The organism is Nocardiopsis oceani, assembly GCF_054777395.1.
The window spans coordinates 1-955 of sequence record NZ_BAAHAR010000125.1 but is presented as its reverse complement, the minus strand read 5'-3'; the positions used below and the strand labels follow the sequence as shown (position 1 = coordinate 955).

Annotated in this window: 1 protein-coding gene; it reads left to right on the top strand. The window is 65.7% G+C overall.

Going from position 1 to position 955, the window contains the following annotated elements; all coding sequences use genetic code 11:
• Positions 1–136: 136 nt before the first annotated feature.
• On the top strand, positions 137–955 hold an 819-nt coding region (locus ACYVDG_RS32670), incomplete at its 3' end, for an HARBI1 family protein (RefSeq protein WP_460764167.1).

The window sequence follows — 955 nt, the reverse complement described above, 5'->3', positions numbered from 1 at the left end:
TGAGCCTTTCCGGGCAAGCTGTCGTGACTCAGTGTGATGCCTTGCAGTGCCTGTCCACCCGCCCGCCCTAGAACAGACGTAAGGCCCCTGGTAGAAGAGTTCTCGCCAAAGAACAGCCCTTCACCAAAGGCCTCACGTGTCCCCCAGTATCACCTACACCGCGGTCCTGGACGTCCAACGTCCCACCGCCGAGTACCTCGCCCAGCTGCTCACCGCACACCAAGAAACGATCGGCACCCGCCCGGGCACCCGGGCCCTGAGCCCCTTCAACCAGGCCGTGCTCGTCCTACGCTGGTTCCTGGACGCGACCCGCGCCGCCCAACTCGCCACCGACAACGACATCGGGAAAAGCACCGTCTACGCCTACCTGCACGAGGGCATCGACGTCCTAGCCTCCCAAGCCCCTGATCTGCACACCGCACTGCAACGGGCCCACCAGGCAGGACACACCCACCTCAACCTGGACGGCACGCTGGTGCGCACCGACCGGGTGGCCGCCCCCGGCCCCAACAGCGCGGATCTATGGTGGTCAGGCAAGCACAAACACCACGGCGGAAACGTCCAGGTCGTTTCCACCCCCGACGGCTGGCCACTGTGGACCTCGCCCGTGCGACCCGGACGCGAGCACGACACCACCTGCGCCCGAGCAGCCGAAGGTCTACTGCCTGCGTTGGAGGACATAGCGGCCAAGCACGGCGTCCTTACCCTCGCCGACCTGGGCTATCTCAACCTCAGCCCGGCAATGCGCACCCCCGTCAAGAAGGCCCCGGGGCGGGTGCTGACCGAACGAGAGCAGTCCTATAACCAGCTCATTCGGGGGATCCACGGTCTCAGCGAGCGCGCGAACGCACTTCTGAAGAACTACAAGGCCCTGCGCAGAGTCAGCCTCGATCCCTGGCGGATCGGTGCGGTCGTCCAGGCAGCTCTGGTCTTGCTGCACCTGGAACACGACAGG